This window comes from Streptomyces ossamyceticus, assembly GCF_001418475.1.
Taxonomy (GTDB): domain Bacteria; phylum Actinomycetota; class Actinomycetes; order Streptomycetales; family Streptomycetaceae; genus Streptomyces; species Streptomyces ossamyceticus.
In genome coordinates this window covers 1-17,402 of sequence record NZ_LIQX01000242.1, presented here as the reverse complement: position 1 = coordinate 17,402, position 17,402 = coordinate 1, and the positions used below count along the sequence as shown (strand labels likewise).

The window sequence follows — 17,402 nt, the reverse complement described above, 5'->3', positions numbered from 1 at the left end:
GGGGCGGGGGGAGGGACGCCGGGCGGTGGCACGGCGGACCACGAGGGCGGGCGAGGGCGGCGCCGACGGCACGAACACTCGGCGGCGCCGCCCTCGCCCGCCCTCGTGGTCCGCCGTGCCACCGCCCGGCGTCCCTCCCGGCGCCCCGCCGAGGGTTTCCTCGCAGACAGGTACGCCACATTCCGCTTAGCGTCCGACCGTGGCGCTCCCCACCGGTGTCACGCCCCTGGGGAGCCCGTGCGTTGGCCACTCCTGTCGCCCGCTGTGACATTCCGTTTGGGTTTTCGGACCGTCAACCGGAAGACTGCCCCCGTGACGTCCCGTAATCCGCGCGACTCCAGGCTCCGACTCGTCAGCCCGCGAACCCTGGCCGCCGCTCCCCGAGCAGCAGTGACCCAGCGCCGCCGACCGGCCCCCAGGCCTCCGGAGGGCACCCCGCCGCCCGCGGAACTGGCCCGGATGGCCCGCACCGTCCTGGCGGACGCGGCCCGTGTCGCCCGCTGGGCCGACGCAGCCCTGCGCCCCGGCCGCGAGGGCGCCGGCTCCGACGGCAAGGGCACCCTCTCCGACGCGACCGCCGAACGGGCCGCAGTCGACCTCGGGCTGACCCCGGATCAGGTCCGCCACGACTGGGACACGGCACGCCTGGCCGGTCTCGTCGAGGTGCACGGCGACAGCGCGCGCCCCGGCTGGCGGCTGCGGGCCTGGCACCGCGACGACAGTGCCGTACTGCGCGGCTGGGTGGCCCTCTTCGACGCCTGGTCCCTCGCCCACCCCGAGCCCGGGGTCCGCGCGCCCGCCGCCGTCGCCGAGGTCGTCTCGGCGATGCCGCAGGTGCTGTCGTTCCTCATGCTCTCCGCCGGGCCCGTCCCCGTGGACCAGCTCCTCGACCTCCTGGAGCAGAGAGTCACGGAACTTCGCACCGAGCGCTGCGAGATCCCCTACGGCCCGCAGCCGGAGCCGGGTGCCGAGCCCGCCGCGGAGGCCGCCGCGGAGGACACCCCGCTCGCCCCGCTCCTCGACTGGGCACTGCGGGCCATCGCCTCCGTCGGCGCCCTCACCTACGGCGACGGGCAGGCCACCCTCACCCCGCTCGGCAGCTGGGCGGTGTGGGTGAAGCTGGAGCAGATCTGCGTCGCCGCGCAGAGCCCCGCCGGGAACATCGAGGTGTCCGCCGAGGACATGCTCCGCGGCTGCGCCCAGCTCCGCCCGAACGCGGCCCGCGCCGAGTACCGAGCCTGGCTCGCCGCGCGCACGGTCGGCGCCGCCGTCACCGAACTCATCGACGCCGCCCGCGGCGAGGACGCCCTCATCCGGGGCCTCGCCTTCGAGGCGCTGCGCGTCGTCGGTGCCCCCGCCGAGCCCGATGTGCGCACCGTCGCCGACGAGACACCGCTACGGCCCTACGCGCTGCTCTGGCTCGCCGAGCACGACGGCGCCGACCCCGAGGACGCCCACGAGGTGCTCACCCGCGAGGAGGCGACCTGGCTCTGGGTCGACACCGCGGCCGCCGTCGCCGACCACGGGGAGGCCCCGCTGCTCGTGCGGCACCTGGAGTCCGCCGTGCAGGCCACCGTCCCCGCGCTGCTCGACGAGGTCCGCGCGGTCGGCCATCCCCGCACCGTCCAGGTGCTGGTCGCGCTCGCCGCGGCGCACCCCGACCCGGCCCTCGCCAAGGCCGTCCGCCGCGCCGCCTTCCAGGTGCACACCGGAGGCAGCTGAGCCCGCGCCGTGCCCGAACGACGGCGGCGCCGAGGCCGAAGCCGACGTCGCGGAGCGGAGCGGAAATCGGGGCGGGGGTAGCTCGGCCAGGCCCGAAGGGCGACTGCGCCGACGTCGGCGGAGCGGAGGCCCGGCCTCGGCTCAGCCGCGGTCGTCCGGGCCGGATGCGCTTGCGCCACGCCCGGTCCTGACGTCACCGAGCCGGAGCGGAGCGCGACACTCCGCCCGGCCCGGCCGCGTCTCAGCCGCCCAGCTCGGGGGCGTACGTGCCGAAGCTCCACACGTTGCCCTCGATGTCGCGGGCCATGTAGTCCCGTGAGCCGTAGTCCTGGTCCGTCGGGGGCATGAGGATCTCCACCCCGTGCTCCACGGCCCGGCGGTGGTGGGCGTCCACGTCGTCCACCACGACGTACACCCCGGCGGGGCCCGCGCCCTTCATCGCCGCGTCGAACGCGCTGCCGGTGCCCCGGGAGCCGAGCATCACCACACCGTCGCCCTGCGTCAGCTCGGCGTGGTGGACCATGCCGTCCTCGCCCTCGTACACCGACAGCTCCGTGAAGCCCAGCCCCGCCGTGAGCTGCGCGACGGCCGCCTTGGCGTCCGTGTACAGCAGTGTCGGACAGATGCTGGGACGTCCCTCACCCTTGCCCGTCATACCGATCACGACCTCTCTGTCGCCCGGAACGCACACCGCTGCCCAGTTTCGCACCCGGCACCGACAACGCCCCGACGGGCGACGGCCGTCGGGCGGCGGCGACCGGGCGCGCGCGGTGACCGAGACCACGTGATCCCTGGGGGCGCGGGCGGAAAACCGCTTGCCGCCCCCCGTTAGAATCGGCCCATGGCCATTCTCCTCGCGCATTAGACGGCGGGAACGTCCTCAGCCGCCCACCCGACACCCCAAGTCCGCCCTGGAGTCTGTCCGTGATCTCCGCCTCCGGTATCGAGCTGCGCGCCGGTGCCCGCGTCCTCATCGAGTCCGCCACCTTCCGCGTCGCCAAGGGCGACCGCATCGGCCTGGTCGGCCGCAACGGCGCCGGCAAGACCACCCTCACCAAGGTCCTCGCCGGTGACGGCATCCCCGCCGCCGGCACCGTCACCCGCTCCGGCGAGGTCGGCTACCTCCCGCAGGACCCCCGCACCGGCGACCTCGACATCCTGGCCCGCGACCGCATCCTGTCCGCCCGCGGCCTCGACGTCCTGATCCGCAAGATGCGGGACAACGAGCAGCGCATCGCCAGCGGCAAGGGCTCCACCCGCGAGAAGGCCCTCAAGCAGTACGAGCGCCAGGAGACGGAGTTCCTCACCAAGGGCGGGTACGCCGCCGAGGCCGAGGCCGCCACCATCGCCGCCGCGCTCAATCTGCCCGACCGGGTGCTGGGCCAGCCCCTGCACACCCTCTCCGGCGGTCAGCGCCGCCGTATCGAGCTGGCCCGCATCCTGTTCTCCGACGCGGACACCCTGCTGCTCGACGAGCCGACCAACCACCTCGACGCCGACTCGATCGTCTGGCTGCGGGACTACCTCAAGAGCTACCGCGGCGGGTTCATCGTCATCAGCCACGACGTCGACCTGGTCGAGACCGTCGTGAACAAGGTGTTCTACCTGGACGCCAACCGCGCCCAGATCGACGTCTACAACATGGGCTGGAAGCTCTACCAGCAGCAGCGCGAGGCCGACGAGAAGCGCCGCAAGCGCGAGCGCGCCAACGCCGAGAAGAAGGCCGCCGCCCTGCACTCCCAGGCCGACAAGATGCGCGCCAAGGCCACCAAGACGGTCGCCGCGCAGAACATGGCCAAGCGCGCCGACCGGCTCCTCGCGGGCCTCGACGCGGTCCGGGTCTCCGACAAGGTCGCCAAGCTGCGCTTCCCCGAGCCCGCGCCCTGCGGCAAGACCCCGCTCACGGCCGAGGGCCTGTCGAAGTCGTACGGCTCGCTGGAGATCTTCACCGACGTCGACCTGGCCATCGACAAGGGCTCCCGGGTCGTCATCCTCGGCCTCAACGGCGCCGGAAAGACCACACTGCTGCGTCTGCTCGGCGGCGTCGAGAAGCCCGACACCGGCGAGGTGATCGAGGGGCACGGCCTCAAGCTCGGTTACTACGCCCAGGAGCACGAGACCCTCGACCCGGAGCGCACGGTCCTGGAGAACATGCGCTCCGCCTCCCCGGACCTGGACCTGGTCGAGATCCGCAAGACGCTCGGCTCGTTCCTGTTCTCCGGCGACGACGTCGACAAGCCCGCCGGTGTCCTCTCCGGCGGCGAGAAGACCCGGCTCGCCCTCGCCACCCTGGTGGTGTCGTCGGCGAACGTCCTGCTGCTCGACGAGCCCACCAACAACCTCGACCCCGCCAGTCGCGAGGAGATCCTCGGGGCGCTGCGCACGTACAAGGGCGCGGTCGTCCTCGTCACCCACGACGAGGGCGCGGTGGAGGCGCTCCAGCCGGAGCGGATCATCCTCCTGCCGGACGGCGTCGAGGACCTGTGGGGTGCCGACTACGCCGACCTGGTGGCACTCGCCTGACCGGTCCATGGCGCCGAAGGTCCGGCCGAACCGTTGATCAACGGCCTATGGATCATTCGGCCCATCGGTGATCCATCATCTGTGTGAGATCTCCTCGTACCGAGGTGTGTCGTACACGAATGTCACGGCCGAGCCCCGCTGTGTGCAGGGCTCGGCCGTCGCGCGTCTCTGACCTGCCACTTCGTGAATCCACTCGTTCGGCCGTACGGACAAGCCCGTGCGGAATCACAGGTTCCGCTCGTGGGGACGTGCTCCTGTCGTCACAAGCTTGTCCCACGGACCTTGCCGAATGGGTGGCCATCACGCGCCGGAGGGGTGATCATGAGGAGACCAGAGCGCACTTCCCATGAGGAGGACCGGGTGGCCGAGACTCTGAAGAAGGGCAGCCGGGTTACCGGCGCCGCGCGCGACAAGCTCGCGGCAGACCTGAAGAAGAAGTACGACTCCGGTGCGAGCATTCGGGCGCTGGCCGAGGAAACCGGCCGCTCGTATGGCTTCGTACACCGGATGCTCAGCGAGTCGGGCGTCACGCTTCGAGGGCGTGGCGGCGCGACGCGCGGCAAGAAGGCCGCGTCGGCCTGACGCGCGGCCCATCGGCTTCGATGGTGGCCACCCGGTCGGTCGTCCGATCGACCGGGTGGTTACTGTGCAGTCACTTAGCTCTGCTCTGCTGACCGCACCCATCGGAGGCGCCCCATGGCTTCGCTCGACCCGCTGCTCGACAAGGACGGCGTACGGCTCACCGTCGACGACGCGATCGCCACGGTGACCCTGACCAACCTTGCCAAGCGCAACGCGCAGAGCCCCGCTCTGTGGCGGGCGCTCGCCGAGGCCGGGCGGTCGGTGCCGGGCTCCGTCCGGGTCGTCGTGCTGCGTGCCGAGGGCAAGTCGTTCTCCGCCGGGCTCAACCGGCAGATGTTCACGCCCGAGGGCATCGAGGGCGAACCGTCGTTCATCGACCTCGCGCGTCGTGACGACGCCGCGCTCGACGCGACCATCGCCGAATACCAGGAGGCGTTCACCTGGTGGCGGCGGAACGACATCGTCTCCGTCGCCGCCGTGCAAGGACATGCCGTCGGCGCGGGTTTCCAGCTCGCGCTCGCCTGTGACCTGCGTGTCGTCGCCGACGACGTGCAGTTCGCCATGCTCGAGACCAGCCTGGGCCTCGTGCCCGACCTCACCGGTACGCATCCGCTGGTGAGCCTCGTGGGCTACGGCCGCGCACTGGAGATCTGCCTCACCGGACGCTTCGTCCAGGCGGAGGAGGCCCAGCGCATCGGCCTGGCCAACCTCGCCGTGCCCGCCGACCAACTGGACGACACGGTCCGCGACCTGGTCGCCGCGCTCGTGTCCGCGCCGCGCGACGCGGTCGTCGAGACCAAGGCGCTGCTGCGCGGCGCCGACGGCCGGGACTACGAGGAGCAGCGCGCCGCGGAGCGGGCCGCCCAGGCCCGCCGCCTGCGGGACCTCGCCGGCGTCGCGGAGTGACGGCGACCCACACGTCGTAGTGGCCCGGCCACCACGACGGGCCACTCACTCGACCGCCGTGACGAGGACCGCCACCGACGGATGGTCGGGGAGGGTCCCGCCCACCGTCGCGCGGACCTCGCGTGCGACGTCCACGGCCCGTCTGCCCTCCGTCACCGCCAGTTCGACGCGGACATGGCGGCGGGGCAGCGCGGGCCCCGTGTCGATGTGGACCGCGCGCCCCGGACCGCCGAGGGCGCCGGTCAGTCGGCTCACCCCGGGAACGCCCAGAGCCGCGGCGGTCACCCGGGACTCCTCGCTGTCCCCCTGCGGAACCGGCCGGGCGGGCGCGCGGTCCCTGGACGGCGCAGGCGTCGTAGGGGCGGCTGACAGGGGCGGACCGCCGGGCTCGTCGGCCCCCAGTAGGTCCGCCATCCGCAGATCGATCTCCACCACCGCGAGCCCCAGCCGTTCCGCCGCGGCCTCGGCGAGGCCAGCCCGCAGTCGGGCCGCCGTCACAGGGAACGGCTCGGTCGGCGGTACCGCCGAGGCGAGGAAGTCCGCGGTGACCCGCAGGGGGCCCGGCGGGAGGGCGCTCGGAGGAGCCGGAACGGCCGGGGCCTCCGCACCGGCCGGCTCGGCGAGCGCGATCCGCAGGCTCCCGAGGCGCACCCCGCGCATCGAGGCCGTCGCGCGCCGTAGCACCGCTTCGGCCGCCGCCTCCGTGATCCACGCGCCGTCGTGCGGGCTGCCCAGGGGGAGCACCCGGCCCAGGCCCAGCTGCTGTCGTACCGCGTTGGTCCAGCCGTCCGCCGTCATTCCTCCAGACTGCCGCATCCCTGACGCATGGCGCCGCAACCCGACTTAATGTGGGCAAAGGAGGACAACTGGAAGGAATGTGCGCCATGAGCGACATGACGGAGCGGAACCGGATGGAGGGCCCCGACACCACCAAGGACCCGGCGCCCGGACAGACCGGTGGACGCAAGGCCGTCCGGCGCGGCGGCGGCGACCCGGCGACCCGGGGGCGCACGACCATCGCCGACGGCGTGGTCGAGAAGATCGCCGGGCTCGCGGCACGCGACGTACTCGGTGTACACACCATGGGCAGCGGGCTGTCCCGGACCTTCGGCGCCGTCCGCGACCGGGTGCCCGGCGGCTCGAAGGCCGTCACCCGCGGCGTGAACGCCGAGGTCGGCGAGGTGCAGACCGCGCTGGACCTGGAGATCGTCGTCGACTACGGCGTGTCCATCTCCGACGTCACCCGCGCCGTGCGCGAGAACGTCATCGCCGCCGTCGAGCGGATGACGGGCCTGGAGGTCGTCGAGGTCAACATCGCCGTCAGCGACGTGAAGCTGCCGGAGGACGAGGAGGAGGAGTCGGAGACCCGACTGCAGTGACAGGAGCGCCCCACCCCCTGAGGAGCACAGCATGAATCTGGCCGTGATCGGCATGATCGCCGGGATGGCGCTGGCCTTCGCCGGATACTTCGGCGGATTCGGTGCCTTCCTGCTGGTGGCGGCGCTGGGTGCCGTCGGCTTCGTCGTCGGCCGGTTCCTGGAGGGGGACCTGGACCTCGGCGAGCTTTTCCGTCCCCGTGACGAACGACGCCGATGACCCTCGCCGACAGCGGCCGCGCCACGGGGCCGGGGTCCGTCGCGCCCGCGGAACGCGGCGCGACCCGCATCGCCGACCGTGTCGTCGCGAAGATCGCCGGCCAGGCGGCGCGCGAGGCACTGGGGGCACCCCCGCCGGACTCCGCGCCCCCCAACGCGACGGTCGTCGTCCATCGTGAGACCGCGCGCGTCCGCGTCGCCCTCGAACTCCCTTACCCCTCCGACATCGGTGGCCAATGCGCTGCGGTGCGTCGCCGCGTCATGGAGCGGGTAGGGACGTTGGCGGGAATGCACGTATCGGACGTGGCCGTCCAGGTCGAACGGCTGCACCTGGCGCACGCACACGACGCGGCACAGGGGAGGACGCGATGAGCGAACCCCAGAGCTCCGACGGCGGCACGCAACGCCTGCCGGTCATCGAGAAGACCGACGAGACGCCCCCCGGCCAGGAGCCGGACGGGCCGGACCAGTCCGCGTCGGCCGCCGCCTACGATCCGCCGACCGCCGTCGAGGACGGGCACGGGGGCGAGCGGCGCTTCTGGTCCGCGCGCCGCGTCCCCGCCGGCATCCTCGCCCTGCTCCTCCTCGCGGGCGCGGGCCTCCTGCTGTACGACATCGCCGCCGTCCGCGCCGACCGGACCGCCATGGCCTGGCGCCGCTCCCTGGCCAGGGAACTCGCCGAGCGTCCCCTCGACGACGTCTGGGTGCTGACCGGCGCCGGGATCGCCGCCCTCCTCGGCCTCTGGCTGCTCGTGCTGGCCGTCACCCCCGGCCTGCGGGACGTGCTGCCGATGCGCCGCCTCGACCCCCACGTCCGGGCGGGCCTGCACCGGGCCGCCGCCGCACTGGTGCTGCGCGACCGGGCCATGGAGGTGTCCGGCGTGCAGTCGGTACGGGTCCGCGTCGGCCGCAAGAGGGTCGACGTCCGCGCGGTCTCCCACTTCCGGGAACTCGACGAGGTCCGCGGTGACCTCGACGTCACGCTCGCCGACGGCATCCGGGGCCTGGGCCTCGCCCGGCCGCCCGCCCTGTCCGTGCACGTACGGCGCCCCGGCCGGAAGGGGTGACACCATGCTGCGGACCGTGAACAGGGTGCTGCTCGGGCTCGTCGGCCTGGTGCTCCTCGTGCTCGGCGGCGCCGTGCTCGCCGTCGGGCTCGGTCTGGAACCGCCCTCCTGGTGGATCCACGACGGGCGGCACGACGTGCTGCTCAGCCAGGCCGAACGCACCCGGTGGCGCGACGAGGGCTGGTGGTGGCCCACCGTCATCGCCGTGCTCGCCCTGCTGGTGCTGCTCGCCCTGTGGTGGCTGACCGCCGTACTGCGCCGCCACCGGCTCACCGAGGTCCTCGTCGACACCGGCGACGGCGAGGGCGCGCTGCTGCGGGGCCGCGCCCTGGAGGGGGTCCTGACCACGGAGGCCGCCCGGCTGGACGGCGTCGAACGGGCCCGCGCCCATCTCACCGGCCGTCGAGGCGCCCCCGAGGCCCGGCTCCGCGCCCGCCTCCAGTCACACGCGCACCCCGCCGACACCCTGCACCGCCTGACCACCGAGGCCGTGGCGCACGCCAGGGACTCGGCGGGCCTGGCGGCACTGCCGGCGGAGGTCAGACTGCGCGGGGTCAAGCACCGAGCGGAACGCGTGAGCTGACGAAGCCGCAACCGTTCCTTTGAGCTGAGCAGAAGTGAGCCTGATCAGCCGCACGCCCCGAACGGTGCACTCCGGTGGAGCGGGGGCCCCGCACGCCGGCGCCGTGCCCGGCAACCCAGATCGCACGATCACGTTAGCCCGATCGCCCCAGGGCACCGCAAGCCCGCAAGCGGACCATCACACGATCAAGCTAAACCGACGATATTCACACTCCCCGGCGAGCAGTTACCAACCCCTGTGGGGGTCGCAAGCCGTGGTGCGTGCCGCCGTCGGCCCTCGGCGAGGGATCAGAAGCCGTGGCGCATGCCGCCGTCGACCGGCAGCATGAGGCCCGTCAGATAGGACGCGGCCGGGGACAGCAGGAACGCCGCCGTCCGCCCGAACTCCTCCGGCCGCCCGTACCGCCGCAGCGGGATCCGCGACTCGTGCGCGGCGCGCGTGGCCTCCGGGTCGGCCGACATCCCGTCCAGCTCCCGCACCCGGTCCGTGTCGATCCGGGCCGGCAGCAGCCCCACCACCCGGATCCCGCGCGGCCCCAGCTCGTCGGAGAGCGACTTGGCGAAGCCGGCCAGACCCGGCCGCAGACCGTTGGAGATGGTCAGGCCGGGGATCGGCTCGTGCACCGACCCGGACAGCACGAACCCGATGACACCGCCCTCGCCCAGCTCCTCGGCGGCGGCCCGCGCCAGCCGGACCGCGCCCAGGAACACCGACTCGAACGCTGCGGTCCACTGCTCGTCCGTGTTGTCCGCGACGAACCCGGGCGCGGGCCCGCCCACGCTGACGAGGACGCCGTCGAAGCGCCCGAACCGCTCGCGCGCGACCGCGATGAGACGGCCGGCGGTCTCCGGGTCGGCGTTGTCGGCGGCCACCCCCACCGCGTTCGGCCCGAGCGCGGCCACCGCCTCGGCCACGCTCTCCTCCTCGCGGCCGGTCACGACCACCTTCGCGCCGTCGGCGACGAGTTCCCGCGCCGCCGCGTTGCCCAGCCCGCGGGTCGCGCCGGTGACGATGTAGACACGGTCCTTCAGCCCAAGATCCATGGCCCTATCCTGCCTCGTCGCCGTCGAACAGGGCGAGGGCGGTGCCCACCAGACCGACATGGCTGAACGCCTGCGGGAAGTTCCCCAGCTGCCGGCCCGCGACCGGGTCGTACTCCTCGGCGAGCAGCCCCACGTCGTTGGTGAGCCCCAGCAGCCGCTCGAACAGCTCGCGGGCCTCCTTCGTGCGGCCGGTCAGATGCAGGGCGTCGGCGAGCCAGAACGAACACACGAGGAACGTGCCCTCGCTGCCCGGCAGCCCGTCCACGGACGCGGTCGAGGTGAGGTGGTCGGCGCTGTAACGGCGCACGAACCCGTCGTGGCACAGCTCCTCACGGATCGCGTCGACGGTGCCGACGACCCGGGGGTCGTCCGGCGGCAGGAAGCCCATCCGGGGGATGAGCAGCAGCGACGCGTCCAGCTCGCGGGAGCCGTACGACTGGGTGAACGTGTTGCGTTCGGCGTCGTAGCCGCGGGCGCAGACCTCGCGGTGGATCTCGTCCCGCAGCGCGCGCCAGCCGTCGAGGTCGCCGGAGAGCTCCGGGTCGTCCTCCAGGGTGCGCACCGCGCGGTCGGCGGCGGCCCAGGACATCACCTTGGAGTGCGTGAAGTGCCGACGAGGCCCGCGCACCTCCCACAGCCCCTCGTCGGGCTCCCGCCACACCGACCGCAGGTACTCCATCAGGGTGCACTGCATCCGCCACATCTGCGGCTTCGCGGGCAGACCCGAACTCCGGGACAGGGACAGGGAGTCCATGACCTCGCCGTACACGTCGAGCTGCCGCTGCTGGATGGCGTCGTTGCCGATGCGGACGGGGCGGGAGTTCTCGTAGCCGGTCAGCCACGGCAGCTCGTACTCGGGCAGGCGTCGCTCACTGGCCAGGCCGTACATGATCCGCAGGTCCGCCGGGTCGCCGGCGACCGCGCGCAGCAGCCAGTCACGCCAGGCCTCCGCCTCCTGCTGGTAGCCGCAGGCGAGCAGGGCGCCGAGGGTGAGGGTGGAGTCGCGCAGCCAGCAGTGCCGGTAGTCCCAGTTGCGCACCCCGCCGATCTCCTCGGGGAGCGAGGTGGTGGCGGCCGCGACGATCCCGCCGGTGGGTTCGTAGGTGAGGGCCTTGAGGGTGATCAGGGAGCGGACCACCTCGTCCCGGTACGGCCCGTCGTAGCGGCAGTGCGCCGCCCAGGACCGCCAGTCGTGCACGCTGGTGCGCAGCGACTCGTACGGGTCGACCAGACGGGGGCGCGGCTCGTGGGAGGGGTGCCAGGTGAGGACGAACGCGACCTTCTCGCCTGGTTCCACGGTGAACTCGGCGTAGGTGGCGCGGTCCTCGCTCCAGGTGCGCACCTCGGGCTCGCTGCGCAGCCAGACCGCGTCCGGGCCCGCGACCGCCACCCGGTGGCCGTCGGACCGGCGCATCCAGGGGACGGCCGAGCCGTAGTCGAAGCGGAGACGGATCGTGGAGCGGACGGTCACCCGGCCCGCCAGGCCCTCGACGACGCGGACGACGTCGGGGGCGCGGTCGCGCTGCGGCATCAGGTCGGTCACACGGACCGCGCCGTCGTCGGTCTCCCACTCGGTGTCCAGGACCAGCGTGTCCTTGCGGTACGCGCGTCGCGTACAGGTCCCGGCGCCGGTCGGCGCGATCCGCCAGTGCCCGTTCTCCTCGGTGCCCAGCAGCGCGGCGAAGCAGGCCGCCGAGTCGAACCGGGGCAGACACAGCCAGTCGATCGAGCCCCGGTTGCTCACCAGGGCGGCCGTCTGGTGGTCACCGATCAGCGCGTAGTCCTCTATTCGCGGGTGCACGGAAGCCGGGTTCCCTGAGCCGGGGATGATCAGTCCCACGGAATGCGTCACGCCGGGCCCTCGGTTGTGGACGGCCCTCGCGCTCAGCCCGGTCCGGTGCCCACCCCCGAGAAGATCACGCCGGGGCTCGACGGGGTCTGGTTGAGGACCCAGAGGCCGATCAGGGTGGCCAGCGCGAACACGACCATGATCAGTACCGCGAGGACGAGCCGGCGGCGGCGTTCGCGGCGGAGCCAGTCGCCGCGGGCCGTGCGGTAGGCGTCGGGGGCCGGTTGGACGCGGCCCGCGAGCGCGGCGAGCGCCTCCTGCAGTTCCCGCTCGGTGCGGTCCCGGCCGGTGTCGTTGCCGGTGGTGTCGTTCATCGCCGGGCCTCCATCGCCTGGGTCAGGGCGGCGAGGCCGCGTGCGGTGTGGGTCTTGACCGAGCCGCAGGAGATCCCCATCGCGGCGGCGATCTCGCTCTCCTTCAGCCCCAGCCAGTGGCGCAGCACGAGCGCCTCCCGCTGCCGGGCGGGCAGCTGCTGGAGCGCGCCGATCAGCACCCGCTGGTCGTCGTGGAGCAGGGCCGTGCTCTCGGCGGAGGCGACGGCCTCCTCCGGCGGGGTCTCCGTGTGCCGGCGGACGACCTGGAGGTGCCGTATCCGCATCCGGGTGAGGTTGCAGACCGTGGAGCGCAGATACGCCTCGGCCGCCTCGGCGTCCTTCAGGCGCCGCCACTTGCGGTAGATCTGGTAGTACGCCTCGGCCACCACGTTCTCGGGGTCGTCGGCGCCCAGCAGGACCGCGAGCCGCAGCATCGAGGAGTAGTGCAGCTCGAACAGCCGGGCGACACCGGCCTCGCGCTCCACGTCCACCGGGTCGCTCGCGGCGGGGGCGAGGGGCTCGCCGGGACCCGCCGGCCGCGGCACCAGCGGTTCGACGGCCGCCGGGGGCCGGGCGCCACCTCCCCGCGGCCCGTCGGTGGGGGCCGTCGGCGATGGCACCGGCACGCCTATGTGGTGTCTGCGTCTCACGGGTTGCTCGCTCCCGTCTCGGGGCGCCGCCTGACGGTCAGGCGGGACGGTAGGTCGGTCACGTCGGCGCCGCGCGGGACGCCGAGCCGTTCGAGGACCGCGGTGGCGGCCACCGCCACGGTCAGATTCACCAGGAGGGCGAGCAGGCCGGCGTAGACCTCCAGCGAGCCGCCGCCCAGCAGCACGATCGAGGAGAACCCCTCCCGCACCACCAGGAACGTGCCGGTCACCATGCCGACGGCCCACCCGGCGAGCAACGCCCGTGGATGCAGCCGCCCGGTGAAGAGACCGACCGCCACCGCCGGGAAGATCTGCAGGATCCACACCCCGCCCAGCAGCTGGAGGTTGATGGCGTCCTGGTCGCGCAGCCCGAACACGAACGCCACCGCCCCCACCTTCGCGGTCAGCGACACCGCCTTGGCGATCCGCACCTGCCGCTTCGGCGTGGCGGTGGGCTGGAAGTACTCCACGTACACATTGCGGACGAAGCCGGTGGCCGCCGCGATCGACATCACCGCCGCCGGGACCAGCGCGCCCACGGTGATCGCCCCGAACACCAGCCCGGCAAGCGGGGCCGGCATCAGCCGGTCCACCAGCATCGGGACGGCCGCCTCGGCGCCGCCCTCCGGTGCCCGCACCCCGGTCGCGAGCGCCGCGACACCGAGGAAGCCGAAGAGGGCGAGCAGCCCGGTCCAGGCGGGCAGGGCCACCGTGACCTTGCGGACGGTGCGCGGGCCGTCGGCGGCGAACCCGGCGGTCAGGACGTGCGGGTACATCAGCAGGGCGAGAGCCGAGCCCAGCGCGAGCGTGGCGTACGCAGGCTGCTGCTCGGGGGAGAGGAGCAGGGCCGGTCCGCCGAGCCGCTCCGCCGCCCCGTCGAAGACCGGGCCCGGACCGCCGAACCGGCGCAGCACCAGCCAGCACACGGCGGTCAGCGACACGAAGACGGCCACCGCCTTCAGCGCCGAGATCACCGCGGGCGCCCGCAGCCCGTGCCGGTACGTCGCCACGGCGAGCCCCGCGAACAGCGCGACCATCACCAGATCGCCGGCCGCGCCCTTCGGGTAGACGCCCCCGGCCGTCAGCACCGCGCGGATGCCGAGCAGCTGAAGCGCCAGGTACGGCATCGTGGCGAGGATCCCGGTCAGCGCCACCACCAGCGCGAGCGGCGCCGAACCGTACCGGCCGCGCACGAAGTCCCCCGCCGTCACATAGCCGTGGCGCCGGGCGACCTCCCACAGCCGGGTCAGCAGCACGAAGGCCAGCGGGCAGACGATCACCGTGTACGGCACCGCGAAGAACGCGGGCGCCCCGTTGCCGTACGCGAGGCCGGGCACGGCGGTGAACGTGTACGCGGTGAAGATGGTGCCGCCGAGCAGCAGCCAGGTCCACACCGGGCCGAGGGAGCGGTCGGCCAGCGCCCAGCCCTCCAGGGACGGCAGCCGGTCGACGGGGCGCAGTCGGCGCGCGGTCACGGCGAGCAGCGACGCTCCGCCGATCACGGCGAGGAACGTCGCGGTCATGGCAGCGTCCGCCATGGTTCACCGTCCTTGGTGTGCCTGGCCCCGCACCGTCCCGGGGGTGCCGCGCCGCCTTTGGCGCGCCGGGGGGCCTTCACGCGGTAGTTGCGTGGACCGCCGCTTCGGTTGACCGGGGACCGGAGGAAATTTCGCGGAATCTCGTCGAAATTCGCTGTCAACCGATCCGAGCGGGTGGGCAACTCTTGCACAGACCCACAGGAAGCGGGAGAGGAGAGCAGGTCATGCCACGGACCGGTCACCACCGGCTACGGCGCGTCGCGATCGCCGTCCTGCTCCTCGCGCCCGCCGCGGGCCTGCTGTGGGTCCCCTGGTACGCCGGTGCCGAGCCGCGACTGGCCGGGACGCCGTTCTTCTACTGGTACCAGCTCGCCTGGGTGCCGGGATGCGGCCTCTGCCTGCTCGCCGCGTACGCGCTGACGGAACGACAGCGAGACCGACGCCGGGAACGGCGCCGATACCGCCCTCGCTGAGCCGCACCCTCCTTCTTGCCTTCCTCTCCGCCTTTCTTGCCGCACACCCGTTGAGGTCAGGAGCCGCCATGCCCACATCAGCCATGCCCGAATCCGGTCGCACCGCGCCGGAAAAGCCCAGGATGTCGCCGAAATCCCTCGCGCTCTGGATCACCGTCGCCCTCGTCGGCGCCCTCGGCTGGGCCGTGCTCGCCCTGTCCCGGGGCGAGGAGATCTCCGCCGTCTGGCTGGTCGTGGCCGCCCTCGGCTCGTACGCGATCGCCTACCGCTTCTACTCCCGGTTCATCGCCCGCCGGGTCCTCCAGGTCGACGACACCCGCGCCACCCCGGCCGAACGGCTGGAGGACGGCGTCGACTACCACCCCACCGACAAGCGGGTGCTGTTCGGCCACCACTTCGCGGCCATCGCGGGCGCCGGTCCGCTGGTCGGCCCCGTCCTCGCCGCGCAGATGGGCTATCTGCCGGGCACGATCTGGATCATCGCGGGCGTCATCTTCGCCGGCGCCGTCCAGGACATGATCGTCCTGTTCCTCTCCATGCGCCGGGACGGCAAGAGCCTCGGCCAGATGGCCCGTGACGAGATCGGCAAGGTGGGCGGAGCCGCCGCCCTGATCGGCGTCTTCGCCATCATGATCATCCTGCTCGCCGTGCTCGCGATGGTCGTCGTCAACGCCCTCGCCGAGTCCGCGTGGGGCACGTTCTCGGTCACCATGACCATCCCCATCGCCCTCTTCATGGGCTTCTACCTGCGCTACCTGCGCCCCGGCCGGGTCGTGGAGACCAGCTTCATCGGCGTGGCCCTTCTCCTGCTCGCCATCCTCGGCGGCGGCTGGATCCAGGACTCCTCCCTCGCCGAGTACTTCGTCTGGAGCCCCGAGACCCTGGTCTTCTGCCTGGTCGGCTACGGCTTCGTCGCCTCCGTGCTCCCCGTGTGGATGCTGCTCGCGCCCCGCGACTACCTCTCCACCTTCATGAAGGTCGGCACCATCGCCCTGATGGCCGTCGGCGTGGTCATCGCCGCCCCGAACCTCCGGGCCGAATCGGTCACCGAGTTCGCCCACACCGGCGCCGGACCGGTCTTCGCCGGCTCCCTCTTCCCGTTCCTCTTCATCACCATCGCCTGCGGCGCCCTCTCCGGCTTCCACGCCCTGGTCTCCTCCGGCACCACCCCGAAGCTGATCCGCAAGGAGTCCCAGGTCCGGCTCATCGGCTACGGCTCCATGCTCACGGAGTCCTTCGTCGCCGTGATGGCCCTGATCGCCGCGTGCGTCCTGGAGCCGGGCCTCTTCTACGCCATGAACTCCCCGGCCGCGCTGCTCGGCCCGACCGTCGACACCGCCGCCGAGGCGGTGAAGAACCTCGGCTTCACCATCACCCCCGAGCAGCTCACCGCGGCGGCCAAGGCCGTCGAGGAGGAGACCCTCGTCGGCCGCTCCGGCGGCGCGCCCACCCTCGCCGTCGGCATGTCGGAGATCTTCGCCGGGGTCTTCGGCGGCGCCGGGATGAAGGCCTTCTGGTACCACTTCGCGATCATGTTCGAGGCACTGTTCATCCTCACCACCGTGGACGCCGGCACCCGCGTGGGCCGCTTCATGCTCCAGGACATGCTCGGCAACGTCTGGAAGCCGATCGGCCGGGTCACCTGGAAGCCGGGCATCTGGATCACCAGCGCCCTCGTCGTCGGCGCCTGGGGCTACTTCCTCTACGCCGGTGTCACCGACCCCCTCGGCGGGATCAAGCAGCTGTTCCCCCTCTTCGGCATCGCCAACCAGCTGCTCGCCGCGGTCGCCCTCGCCGTCACCACGACCGTCCTGATCAAGTCGGGCAAGCTCCGCTGGGCCTGGGTCACGGGCGTCCCGCTGGCCTGGGATGTAGCCGTCACCTTCACCGCCGGCTGGCAGAAGATCTTCTCCGACAACCCGGCGATCGGCTTCTTCGCGCTGCGCGACAAGTACGCGGCGGCGATCGACCGGGGCGAGCTGCTGCCCGGCGCCACGACCATGGACGACATGCACACCATCGTCCTCAACAACACGGTCGACGGCGTGATCATGGCGATCTTCCTCCTCCTCGTCCTGACGGTCCTCGTCAACTGCGCGGTGGTCTGCGTCCGCGCCGTACGCTCCCCGTCCCCGCTCCCCACCACCGAGGCGCCCTACGTCGAGTCCCGCCTCGACGACCTGCCCGAGCTCTCCGACGACGACCTGGTGGGGGCCCGCCGATGACGGCCCCGAACGTCCGCCGCTGGGCACGGACCGTGCGCTGGTACCTCCGGGAGCTGACGGGGGAGGCCGAGTACGACCGCTACTGCGAGCGGCACCGCCGCCGGCACGCGGGGGCGCCGGTGCCGACACGCAGGCAGTACGACGTCCTGCGGACCCTGCGCCGGGAGGAGCGTCCGGAGGGGCGCTGCTGCTGACGGATCGCCGGGCGGGTGTTCGGTGCGGGCGGGTGTTCGGTGCCGAGTGCGGGTGGGTGACTGGTCGCGCAGTTCCCCGCGCCCCTGAAGGCATGGCCCTGCGGCCCGGCCTTCATGGAGAAGCACGGGGCGCAGCCC

The 17,402-nt window shown here is 72.8% G+C and carries 19 protein-coding genes; 12 read left to right on the top strand and 7 right to left on the bottom strand.

The window, feature by feature from the left end; all coding sequences use genetic code 11:
- Positions 1 to 312: 312 nt before the first annotated feature.
- Positions 313 to 1,722 carry a hypothetical protein gene (locus AOK15_RS19065; RefSeq protein ID WP_185093782.1) on the top strand — a complete coding sequence of 470 codons (1,410 nt, stop codon included), beginning with the start codon at positions 313 to 315 and terminating at the stop codon, positions 1,720 to 1,722.
- A 241-nt stretch (positions 1,723 to 1,963) separates the two neighbouring features.
- Here AOK15_RS19065 and AOK15_RS19060 read toward each other — a convergent pair whose 3' ends face one another.
- Complete coding sequence (locus AOK15_RS19060) at positions 1,964 to 2,377, bottom strand: VOC family protein (protein WP_185093957.1); 414 nt, start codon at positions 2,375 to 2,377, stop codon at positions 1,964 to 1,966.
- 269 nt (positions 2,378 to 2,646) lie between these two features.
- Here AOK15_RS19060 and AOK15_RS19055 point away from each other — a divergent pair, with 269 nt between their 5' ends.
- The 3 genes from AOK15_RS19055 (at position 2,647) to AOK15_RS19045 (ending at position 5,733) form a co-directional block, all read left to right on the top strand.
- The gene (locus AOK15_RS19055) at positions 2,647 to 4,245 is read left to right on the top strand and encodes an ABC-F family ATP-binding cassette domain-containing protein (RefSeq protein ID WP_055518390.1); all 1,599 of its coding nucleotides are present in this window, start codon (positions 2,647 to 2,649) and stop codon (positions 4,243 to 4,245) included.
- A gap of 360 nt (positions 4,246 to 4,605) precedes the next feature.
- The gene (locus tag AOK15_RS19050; RefSeq protein ID WP_006123601.1) at positions 4,606 to 4,827 is read left to right on the top strand and encodes a helix-turn-helix domain-containing protein; all 222 of its coding nucleotides are present in this window, start codon (positions 4,606 to 4,608) and stop codon (positions 4,825 to 4,827) included.
- 114 nt (positions 4,828 to 4,941) lie between these two features.
- Complete coding sequence (locus tag AOK15_RS19045) at positions 4,942 to 5,733, top strand: enoyl-CoA hydratase/isomerase family protein (RefSeq protein ID WP_055518387.1); 792 nt, start codon at positions 4,942 to 4,944, stop codon at positions 5,731 to 5,733.
- A 45-nt stretch (positions 5,734 to 5,778) separates the two neighbouring features.
- Here the strand turns inward: AOK15_RS19045 and AOK15_RS19040 are convergent, their stop codons facing one another.
- Positions 5,779 to 6,531 (bottom strand): hypothetical protein, encoded by a 753-nt coding sequence (locus tag AOK15_RS19040; RefSeq protein ID WP_055518385.1) that lies wholly within the window; start codon positions 6,529 to 6,531, stop codon positions 5,779 to 5,781.
- A gap of 86 nt (positions 6,532 to 6,617) precedes the next feature.
- Here AOK15_RS19040 and AOK15_RS19035 point away from each other — a divergent pair, with 86 nt between their 5' ends.
- From AOK15_RS19035 to amaP, 5 genes are read left to right on the top strand one after another with little or no spacing between them, the layout of a single operon-like run.
- Positions 6,618 to 7,112, top strand: a complete 495-nt coding sequence (locus AOK15_RS19035) for an Asp23/Gls24 family envelope stress response protein (RefSeq protein ID WP_055518383.1) — start codon at positions 6,618 to 6,620, stop codon at positions 7,110 to 7,112.
- Between the two features lie 31 nt (positions 7,113 to 7,143).
- Positions 7,144 to 7,329, top strand: coding sequence for a hypothetical protein (locus tag AOK15_RS19030; RefSeq protein ID WP_055518380.1), 186 nt, complete (start codon positions 7,144 to 7,146; stop codon positions 7,327 to 7,329).
- The gene (locus AOK15_RS19025; protein ID WP_055518379.1) at positions 7,326 to 7,700 is read left to right on the top strand and encodes an Asp23/Gls24 family envelope stress response protein; all 375 of its coding nucleotides are present in this window, start codon (positions 7,326 to 7,328) and stop codon (positions 7,698 to 7,700) included. The genes AOK15_RS19030 and AOK15_RS19025 overlap by 4 nt, the downstream gene beginning before the upstream one ends.
- Positions 7,697 to 8,395, top strand: a complete 699-nt coding sequence (locus tag AOK15_RS19020) for a DUF6286 domain-containing protein (RefSeq protein WP_055518377.1) — start codon at positions 7,697 to 7,699, stop codon at positions 8,393 to 8,395. The genes AOK15_RS19025 and AOK15_RS19020 overlap by 4 nt, the downstream gene beginning before the upstream one ends.
- A gap of 4 nt (positions 8,396 to 8,399) precedes the next feature.
- Positions 8,400 to 8,978: an alkaline shock response membrane anchor protein AmaP gene (gene amaP / locus AOK15_RS19015; protein ID WP_055518375.1), complete on the top strand. Its 579-nt coding sequence runs from the start codon at positions 8,400 to 8,402 to the stop codon at positions 8,976 to 8,978.
- Positions 8,979 to 9,265: 287 nt separating this feature from the next.
- Here amaP and AOK15_RS19010 read toward each other — a convergent pair whose 3' ends face one another.
- The 5 genes from AOK15_RS19010 to AOK15_RS18990 form a co-directional block, all read right to left on the bottom strand.
- The gene (locus AOK15_RS19010) at positions 9,266 to 10,021 is read right to left on the bottom strand and encodes an SDR family oxidoreductase (RefSeq protein WP_055518372.1); all 756 of its coding nucleotides are present in this window, start codon (positions 10,019 to 10,021) and stop codon (positions 9,266 to 9,268) included.
- A 4-nt stretch (positions 10,022 to 10,025) separates the two neighbouring features.
- The gene (locus tag AOK15_RS19005) at positions 10,026 to 11,822 is read right to left on the bottom strand and encodes a glycoside hydrolase family 15 protein (protein WP_055518370.1); all 1,797 of its coding nucleotides are present in this window, start codon (positions 11,820 to 11,822) and stop codon (positions 10,026 to 10,028) included.
- Positions 11,823 to 11,905: 83 nt separating this feature from the next.
- Entirely contained in the window at positions 11,906 to 12,184 is a 279-nt protein-coding gene (locus tag AOK15_RS19000) for a hypothetical protein (RefSeq protein ID WP_055518368.1), read from the bottom strand.
- Positions 12,181 to 12,810: a SigE family RNA polymerase sigma factor gene (locus AOK15_RS18995; protein ID WP_420876928.1), complete on the bottom strand. Its 630-nt coding sequence runs from the start codon at positions 12,808 to 12,810 to the stop codon at positions 12,181 to 12,183. The genes AOK15_RS19000 and AOK15_RS18995 overlap by 4 nt, the downstream gene beginning before the upstream one ends.
- Positions 12,811 to 12,830: 20 nt before the next feature.
- A complete protein-coding gene (locus tag AOK15_RS18990) occupies positions 12,831 to 14,372 on the bottom strand; it encodes a sodium:solute symporter family protein (protein WP_055518366.1) in 1,542 nt (513 codons plus the stop codon).
- A 224-nt stretch (positions 14,373 to 14,596) separates the two neighbouring features.
- Between AOK15_RS18990 and AOK15_RS18985 the strand changes: the two genes are divergently transcribed.
- The 3 genes from AOK15_RS18985 to AOK15_RS18975 all read left to right on the top strand — a co-directional run bounded on the left by AOK15_RS18985 (position 14,597) and on the right by AOK15_RS18975 (position 17,264).
- Positions 14,597 to 14,845 carry a DUF3311 domain-containing protein gene (locus AOK15_RS18985; protein ID WP_055518364.1) on the top strand — a complete coding sequence of 83 codons (249 nt, stop codon included), beginning with the start codon at positions 14,597 to 14,599 and terminating at the stop codon, positions 14,843 to 14,845.
- A 68-nt stretch (positions 14,846 to 14,913) separates the two neighbouring features.
- Entirely contained in the window at positions 14,914 to 17,070 is a 2,157-nt protein-coding gene (locus AOK15_RS18980) for a carbon starvation CstA family protein (RefSeq protein ID WP_055518362.1), read from the top strand.
- Positions 17,067 to 17,264, top strand: coding sequence for a YbdD/YjiX family protein (locus tag AOK15_RS18975; RefSeq protein WP_055518360.1), 198 nt, complete (start codon positions 17,067 to 17,069; stop codon positions 17,262 to 17,264). Before AOK15_RS18980 ends, AOK15_RS18975 begins: the two co-directional genes overlap by 4 nt.
- Positions 17,265 to 17,402: the final 138 nt, after the last annotated feature.